Source organism: Terriglobales bacterium (genome assembly GCA_035764005.1).
Taxonomy (GTDB): domain Bacteria; phylum Acidobacteriota; class Terriglobia; order Terriglobales; family Acidobacteriaceae; genus Gp1-AA112.
The window spans coordinates 1-8,672 of record DASTZZ010000079.1 but is presented as its reverse complement, the minus strand read 5'-3'; the positions used below and the strand labels follow the sequence as shown (position 1 = coordinate 8,672).

6 protein-coding genes are annotated in these 8,672 nt (G+C 56.6%); 5 read left to right on the top strand and 1 reads right to left on the bottom strand.

Annotated elements, in window-relative coordinates:
- The first annotated feature begins 217 nt into the window (after positions 1-217).
- The 3 genes from VFU50_13575 to treY all read left to right on the top strand — a co-directional run bounded on the left by VFU50_13575 (position 218) and on the right by treY (position 4,958).
- Positions 218-1,399 (top strand): PLP-dependent aspartate aminotransferase family protein, encoded by a 1,182-nt coding sequence (locus VFU50_13575; GenBank protein ID HEU5233888.1) that lies wholly within the window; start codon positions 218-220, stop codon positions 1,397-1,399.
- Positions 1,400-1,463: 64 nt separating this feature from the next.
- Positions 1,464-1,883 (top strand): GxxExxY protein, encoded by a 420-nt coding sequence (locus VFU50_13570; protein HEU5233887.1) that lies wholly within the window; start codon positions 1,464-1,466, stop codon positions 1,881-1,883.
- Between the two features lie 69 nt (positions 1,884-1,952).
- On the top strand, positions 1,953-4,958 hold the full coding sequence (treY, locus tag VFU50_13565; GenBank protein HEU5233886.1) for a malto-oligosyltrehalose synthase: 3,006 nt from the start codon (positions 1,953-1,955) through the stop codon (positions 4,956-4,958).
- A 265-nt stretch (positions 4,959-5,223) separates the two neighbouring features.
- Here the strand turns inward: treY and VFU50_13560 are convergent, their stop codons facing one another.
- Entirely contained in the window at positions 5,224-6,762 is a 1,539-nt protein-coding gene (locus VFU50_13560; protein ID HEU5233885.1) for a M20/M25/M40 family metallo-hydrolase, read from the bottom strand.
- 124 nt (positions 6,763-6,886) lie between these two features.
- Between VFU50_13560 and VFU50_13555 the strand changes: the two genes are divergently transcribed.
- On the top strand, positions 6,887-7,807 hold the full coding sequence (locus tag VFU50_13555) for an NAD(P)-dependent oxidoreductase (GenBank protein HEU5233884.1): 921 nt from the start codon (positions 6,887-6,889) through the stop codon (positions 7,805-7,807).
- Positions 7,808-7,853: 46 nt separating this feature from the next.
- Positions 7,854-8,672: biotin/lipoyl-containing protein (locus VFU50_13550; protein ID HEU5233883.1), on the top strand; the 819-nt coding region annotated here is incomplete at its 3' end.

The following is an 8,672-nucleotide window of genomic DNA, read 5'->3' as shown; positions in this document are numbered from 1 at the left end:
CGAGTTGCTCTCCAGCATGGCTCGCCTCCGCTTCCTCAGCCACGCTTATGCTGCAACCTACAACCTTCGTTCGTCGAGCAAATCTCAGCGAACGGCAACCAGGGAATTTCCTCGCTGTCTCATTCGAGGGGGTCACACCATCTGTCCGTAACTGACGTTCGTGGAGGCTCTCGCAATGCAGCGCTGATGAACGATATACGCGTAGGATTAGACCTTTATGAAAGCCGACCACCTGAAGAATGCCTCAGTCGAAACCAGACTCATCCACGGCGATCGCGAGCTGAACGCAACCTCCGCGGTAGCGCCTCCGATCTTTCAGACCGCAACCTTTCGCGGCGATTCGGCGCGGGACTTTGCCGACCGCGCCAGCCGACCGCGGCATCCGGAGTTCTACACGCGCTATGGAAATCCCACGCTGAGCCAGGTAGAGAGCGTGCTCGCGTCCTTAGAAGGCGCCGAATCGGCGCTGGTGACCGGTTCAGGAATGGCCGCCGTGAGTGCAACCGTCCTGGCGCTTGTGAGCAAGGGTGATCACGTGGTTGCACAAAAGAACCATTACGGCGGCACGCTCAACCTGCTCAACAGCTTCCTGCCGCGATTCGGAGTCGAGGTGACTCAGGTCGATCAGGTGGACACTGCAGCGTTCGAAAAAGCAGTGCGGCCGAATACCAAACTCATACTCATTGAGACTCCGAGCAATCCGCTCATGACTCTGACCGACATTACGGCAGTTACCAGGCTCGCACGCTCGCGCGGAATCACCTCGCTGATAGACAACACGTTCGCAACACCCATTAACCAACGACCTCTGGACCTCGGTATCGACCTGAGTTTTCACAGTGCAACCAAGTACTTCGGCGGCCACTCTGATCTGATCGCCGGAGCTGTAATGGGCAGCTCTGAATCGATCACGAAAATCTGGAACGCACATGTGATCCTCGGCGCCACCCTAGGTCCATTCGACGCCTGGCTCATGCTGCGCGGCCTGCGTACTCTCTCACTCCGCGTGCGGCAGCACAACGAGAACGCGATGGCTCTGGCCGAGTTCCTGAAGGGACATAAGGCGGTCAAAGTCGTGCACTATCCTGGGCTGAAGAGTCATCCGCAGCACGAGCTTGCGCGAAAGCAGATGTCGGGCTTCGGCGGAATGCTTACTTTCGAGGTGAACGGCGGATACGAAGCCGCCGACCGCTTCCTCAGCCGCATTTGCCTAGCCTCACGCGCGGCCAGCCTGGGAGGAATCGAGACCTTGGCCGTCCATCCAGCCTCGAACTTCCTGCATTACATGACCCTGGAGCAAGCGGCAAAGATCGGCATAGCTCCGGGACTGTTACGCATTTCGGTCGGACTTGAGGGAAAAGAAGACCTCATTGCCGACTTCGACCAGGCGCTGGGCTGAAGCGGGCACGAGATCCTTGTGTTACGCTGACCACCTTTCGGTTTGAACACGGAGGACACGGAGGGTGGAGCAAGGCACAAAACCAGCGTGGTCGTTGATCGAGCTCAGTCATCAGGTTATTAAGGCCGCTCTTAAGGTGCATTCGGCGCTTGGCCCCGGCCTACTGGAGAGCGCATATGAAGCGTGCCTTGCTTACGAACTGCGCAAGGCCGGATTTCAAGTGAACACGCAGGTTCTTCTTCCGGTTATTTACGATACGGTTAAGCTCGATCTGGGATATCGGATGGATCTCGTCGTGGAGGACCAGATCGTTATTGAAATCAAGTCAATCGACCAAGTTGCTCCTGTGCACAAAGCGCAACTGCTCTCGTATCTCCGGTTGAGCAAGAAAAAAGTAGGAATTCTGATGAACTTCAACGTTACTCATCTTCGAGAAGGTATTCACCGTGTCGTGAATGGCCCTAACCTGAAACTTCCTTCGTGACCTCCGTGTCCTCCGTGTTCAACCTGCCGAAGCGGCTATTGGTCATGAAGGCTGCATCTAAGTTGTTGCATGCGCACGACCGATCAGAGCACTGCTGCCGAATCGCTGAGTCTCACGGAAGTACTGGAACAGATTGTTAACGAAACCGGCAATCGTCCTCTTTCTACTTACCGCATTCAGTTCCATAACGGATTTGGGCTCCAGCAGGCGCGGGAGCTTGCCGATTATCTTCACGATCTCGGCGTCTCGCATCTGTACGCCTCGCCGTTGCTCGAAGCGCGGCCGGGTAGCGTGCACGGTTACGACATCATCAACCACGATCGTCTGAATCCCGAAATTGGAAATGAGGAAGACCTGCGCGCGCTGGTCAGCGACCTGAATGCGCGCGGCATGTCGATCGTGCTCGACATTGTTCCTAATCACATGGGCGTGAGCACCGCGACGCCGTGGTGGCGCGACGTGCTGCAGCACGGACGAGCCTCCGAGTACAGCGAGTTTTTCGACATCGACTGGAATCCGCTGAAGCCCGAGCTGCATAACAAGCTGCTGCTTCCCGTTTTGGGCGACCAATATGGAGAAGAACTCGAGGGCGGAAAGCTGCAGATTCGGGAGAAAGATGGAGAGCTCGTGGTCCGGTACTACGATCACGACTTCCCTCTCGATCCGCAGACGCTTCCACTCATCTTCGAAGCGCTTGGTCCTCTGCCAGAATCGGATTCGACCGGCGATCTGGCTCGATTCCGCGGGCTGCTAGAACGTCTGCGCTCGTTGCCGCAACACAGCAGTACGGATCCCGCACAGGCGCAGGAGCGCAGCCGGATTTGGAACCAGATTCGTCCGGAATGGCAGAAGCTGCTGCAGAGTTCGGCTGCAGTGCAGCAGCTCCTGGGACGCGCGCTCGAGCATATCAACGGACACGCCGACGAGCCGCACAGCTTCGATCTTCTGCATTTGCTGCTGGAACTTCAGGTATACCGGCTGGCGCACTGGAGAGTTTCAGGCGAAGAGATCAACTACCGTCGCTTCTTCGACATCAACGACCTGGTCGGCCTGCGCATGGAGAATCCGCGCGTCTTTGCCGCCACGCATCGCATGCTCCGCCGCCTGATTGCCGAGCGAATGATTACCGGCGTGCGCATCGACCACTGTGACGGCATGCTCAATCCGCGGCAATATCTCATTCGCCTGCAGTTGCTATACGCGGCTGCGTGCGTAAATGGCGCGGAACCGGCTGTACCGCTCGCCGAGAACGGCATATCGCTTGAAATCCAGCAGGTCTTCTCCCAGAACGACTGGATGTACCGCAAGCATCCTTTATATGTGGTCGTCGAAAAGATCCTCGAAATGGGCGAAGAGCTGCCGGATGAGTGGCCGGTCGACGGCACCAGTGGCTACGACTTCACCAATCAGCTAAACGGGCTCTTTATTGACCAGAGCAACGAACATGCTTTCGACCGAATTTATCTGCGCTTCGCCGGGCAAGTCACGGATGTCGACACGCTCATTTATCAGAGTAAAAAGCTCATCATGCACAATGCGCTCTCGAGCGAAGTAAACGTGCTCACGCATCTGCTCGGCGAAATTTCCTCGAGCGATCGGCGCGCACGCGACTTCACGCTGAAGACTTTGCGCGACAGCATCCGCGAGACCATCGCCTGCTTCCCCGTTTACCGCACTTACATCGACGAGCGTGGCGAGTACACATCCCGCGATAAGGAATACATCGAGTTTGCAATTCGGAAAGCCAAGCGGCTGAATCCCGGAATGTCGGACCGCGTCTTCGATTTTCTGCGCGACACCCTGGAGCTCAAAGGCGGGCGACTGGACGAGATGATGTACCGCCGCAGACTGTACTTCGCTCTCAAATTCCAACAGCTGAGTGGACCGGTAATGGCGAAGGGTCTCGAGGACACAGTTTGTTACGTCTACAACCGCTTTGTTTCGGTGAACGAAGTCGGCAGTTCGCCCAAACACTTCGGCGTAAGTCCGGCCGAATTCCATGCCACGAATGTGAAGCGTGCCGAGCGATGGCCATCGTCGATGCTGGCGACCTCCACCCATGACACGAAACGCAGCGAAGATGTTCACGCTCGGTTGAACGTCCTTTCCGAAATGCCCAAGCTGTGGTCTGCCTTCGTAATGCGCGCGCGACGATTGAACCGGAACAAAAAAGTCACAATCTCTGACGGACGCGTGGTTCCCGACGCGAACGAAGAGTATCTCCTTTATCAGACGCTGGTCGGCATTTGGCCCTGGACGGAAGCAGCAGGCGATCGCGAGCAATTGATTAGCCGTGTGCAGGAATACATGACTAAGGCGGTACACGAAGCCAAAGTCAATCTCAGCTGGGTCAACCAGAACCAGGAATATGTAGATGCGCTTTGCAAGTTTATCGCGGCGATCCTCAATGACTATGGCCGCGCGAATAGCTTTTCCAGCCTGCTTGAGGACTTTCTAAAACCGGTTTCCTATTTTGGGATGATCAATTCAGTCGCGCAGGCGACGCTGAAAATGACGTGCCCGGGCAATCCCGACATGTATCAGGGAACTGAACTGTGGGACTTCAGCCTCGTCGATCCTGATAACCGCCGGCCTGTGAATTTTGATCTACGCAAGAAAATGCTTTCGGAGCTGCGCAGGCAGCCCGAGCCCGCGATTCTAGTTCGCCAATTTTTGGAAAATTATCAGGATGGGCGCATCAAGATGTGGATTACCATGCGTACGCTCGAGCTTCGCCGTGAGTATCCTGGCTTGTTCCAAAAAGGGACTTACGTACCGCTGGAAAGTTCGGATAAGAATCTGTATCTCTGCGCATTTGCGCGTATTCACGAAGAAAGTGGACGAACGGAAGCAGCCATCGTTGTCGTCCCGCGGCTCGCGTACACGTTGATGGCAGGAAAAGCCGAGCCACCAATCGGCGACGTGTGGGGCGACGCAACCATCACCTTGCCGGAAGGCGTTCCCAGCGAGTTGCGGAACGTGCTGACCGATAAGAAAGTAACGGCAACAGATCGCAAAATGCTCTGCCGCGAAATATTCGAGAGTTTGCCAGTTGCAGTTCTAGTTACGATCTAGGCTATCGGAACCCCATCGGATTTTGCCGAAGCTCTCAAAGGCTGTAATCCTGAAACGCTTCTTCTTCGCGAAGGAATCTCTCCGTAATGTTCCCGGGATTTCAATGCAGGCGAAGGGCTCCTACCGATAGCTTTAGGGTTCCGGGTAGAGGAGCCTCGTCAGCAGCAACTTAGTCCGACAAATCGCGGGAGATCCTTCACGCGAAAGATGCGCTTCAGGATGACAACTTTAGAGTATTGCGACCGCTACTGAGCGCATTGCACGTCTACTCCATTCCTCTACGCTCGCGCGGTGCATGATGCGGCAATGCCTGCGGCATTTCTGATACGTTCCATGCCCATGCTGCAAGGAATGCCGCCCCTTCATTGATCTCGTCCGGAATCACTTTGTCAAAGGTGTCGGTCTGGCTGTGATGCGCCTGACGATAGTGCGCAGGCTTTTGCACGCAGAAGTACCCAGGAACCCCTTTATCAATGAACTCAACGTGATCGGAGGAGCCGAAGTAGCGCGTGCTCAGGAATTCCAGATCGAAGACCTCTTGCAGCGGCCGATAGATCTCTTCCATCAGCGATGCCGTTTCGTACTCATCTTCCAAAGCAATGCTGAACACTTTACCGGTACCGGTGTCATGAATCAGCACCGCATCCATTTTGGGAATTTCGGCTTCGTGATTCTTTACGAACAATTCCGCGCCGACGCCGCCCTGCTCTTCCCCAGTGAACAGAATGAAGGTGATCGTGCGCTTCGGCTTCCATCCCAGTGCGTGCAATGCACGTGCCGCTTCCAGCACAGCCATTGATCCTGTACCGTTGTCGAGCGCTCCCTGGCCGAGATCCCAGGAATCGAGATGGCCGCCGACGATCACCCGCTCGTCCGGATGCTCGCTGCCTTTGATCTCGGCGACCGTTATCGAAACCTTGGCAGGGGCAGGGCTGAACGTGCCGGTCAGGTTCACCTTCATCGAAACCGATCCGGCCTGAAGCAAGCGATAGACGAGGCTGTAATCCTCATGCGTGAGGAACGCGATGGGGAGTTGCGATGGCTGATAGCGGCTGAAGCTTCCCATATTGAACAGCGAATCGGTTTTGCCGCTGTCCATGAGCAGAACCGCCGCGCCCTCGTTGGCGGCGGTCTGCATCATTTGCATGCGTTCGCGAAAGCGTCCGCGCGCGCCCGGCTGCGGAATGCCGTGGCTTGGAGGAATCACCGCATCATACGCATTGTTGGGCACTTCCGATGCGGGCGGAAGCTCCGTCGGCTTGCGCGTAATCAGGATCGCTCCCTTGAGCTTGCCTTTATATTTATCGAGCTCTTTTGGGTCATCGAGGTTCAGGAAAATGACGCTTCCCGAAACGGGACCTGCGGTTGCCTTGCTCCAGCCCAGAGAGCGAATCTCGACCGCCTTTTGAATCGGCGTAGTGATTTCGGCCGTGTCCTGTCCCCGCGTCCACGAGTGCGGGATTTCGGTGGTCTCAAGATGAGCGTCCACTCCGTAGTCTTTGAAGCGCTGCAAAGTCCACTCGCTGGCGCGGGTCATTTGCGGCGATCCCGTGAGCCGCGCTCCAATCTCGGTGGTCAGGTATTCGAGGTTCTTCATCAGCTCGGAGTGAGCCTTCACCTCATCGGCGATCTTCTGATCGGCCTGTTCCATGGCCGAGCGGTAGTTGCGCTTGTCGTCATCGCTCCGAGTTTGTGATTGCGAAGTATCGCTCTGAGCGCGAGAGTTGCGAACCAGAGAGATTGGAACAATTGTGAAAATTAGAAAAAAAGAGAACAGTCCAATGCGCGAACGGAAAGAGTTCATTCTTGCTCCCGAGGCTGGGATGATCTTTTGTCCAATGAGGACTGACTAGGGTAGCAGAGATGCTGGCGGCGAAGGCATGCACACGACAGATCCAGCCTCGGACGCTACGCTACAGTGAACACTCATGTCGAAGATTCTCGTCACCGGCGCGGCAGGGTTCATTGGCCGAGCCTTGTGTCACCTTTTGCGCAAAATCGGAATGGATTGCGTGGCAATTGATAGACAGGAGTCTGCTCCGATATCGCATGAAGAAGGTGAACTCGCGCGACACGCCGTTCTCGCCTGTGACCTGACCGATTCTGTATCACTCGACGCGCTCTTCGCCTCGCATGATTTCGACACGATCATTCACCTCGCTGCAATACTCCCCGGCGCAGCTTCAAGAGATCCCATCCGCGCGACGGAGGTGAATGTCGACGGGAGCATGGCACTGCTTCAATGTGCAACTGCTCACGGCGTGGGACGATTTATTTTTGGAAGTTCCACGAGTGTCTATGGGAGCTCCGGAACTAACGCTCCCATTTCGGAACACACTCCGGCAGCCCCCATTGATGTTTATGGCGCCGCGAAGCGAGCGGTCGAAATTACAGGTGAGACCCTGCAGAAGAATGACAGCATTGAATTCGTCGCTCTGCGGATCGCCACCGTCATTGGTCCGGGGGCGCGCAATACTTCTTCTCCCTGGCGCTCGGAGATTTTTGAACAACTCGGCAGGAGGCATTGCATTTCCCTGCCCTACGCGGCTGATGACCCACTTACAGTCGTCCACGTTAACGACGTCGCGCGGATGCTAGTCACACTAGCTCAGGCCGAATCCGTTCAGCATATCGTCTACAACAGTCCGGCGGAGCTGCTCACGGCTGCTCAATTGAAACAAGCGGTCGAATCTGCAGCGCCTGAGACTCACGTCGAACTCTCCGGCAGAACTCGTTCACTCGCGCCTCTCGCCGATGGCTCCAGGTTCACGCGTGAGTTTGGTTTCGAGATCGCGCCCGTGCAGCAGAGTCTGCGCGCTGCGCTTCTACGAAGCGCCAAACAGATATAATGTTCGGTTGCCTTTACGCCAAGATTCCTACTAGTGGAAGGACCACATGCCGACTGACGTGATCATGCCTCAGATGGGCGAATCCATCTTCGAAGGCACTCTTACCAAATGGCTCAAAAAACCGGGTGACAAAGTTCAGCGCGACGAGCCGCTCTTCGAGATCTCGACCGACAAAGTGGACGCCGAAATCCCTGCTCCCGCCAGCGGGGTGCTCAAGGAAGTAAAGATCAAAGAGGGTACGACGGTGCAGGTGAATACCGTTGTGGGAATCATCGACGGCGATGGCGCAGGCGCGTCGGCAGCGGCTCCGGCCAAGCCTGCCGCTCCCGAACCCGCAAAGGCTGCTCCCGCTCCCAGTGCCGCGAGTACGAATGGACCATCGCGTCCGGCGCCCGCAGCTCCGGCTTCTCAAGCAAAAGATGAGACAGAGACCGAAACGGCCCCCGCTGGCTATGGACAGCAACCTTCCAAGGTAACGGAGATCAGCGAGGGCGAAGGCGAGCGCGTGCGCTCCAGCCCGCTGGTCCGCAAGATCGCGAAGGAGAATAACATCGATCTCGGCCAGGTTCCCGGAACGGGAATGGGCGGACGCATTACCAAAGAAGACATTCTCGGGTTTATTCAGAAATATCCCGCGGGTGCTCCGGCGCCCGCAGCCCAGACTCCGCGTCCGACCGCCCCCTCCGTGGTTCCTTCCCAGGTGGCCGCAGCTCCGGCTCCGGCGCTACCTCCTCCGACTCCGGGCGACCTCGTGCCCATGACGAAGATGCGCTCCATCATCGCCCAGCGCATGGCGGAATCGAAGCACACCAGTGCGCACGTCCACACGGTGTTCAAAGTGGACATGACGCGCATCGTCAAGCTC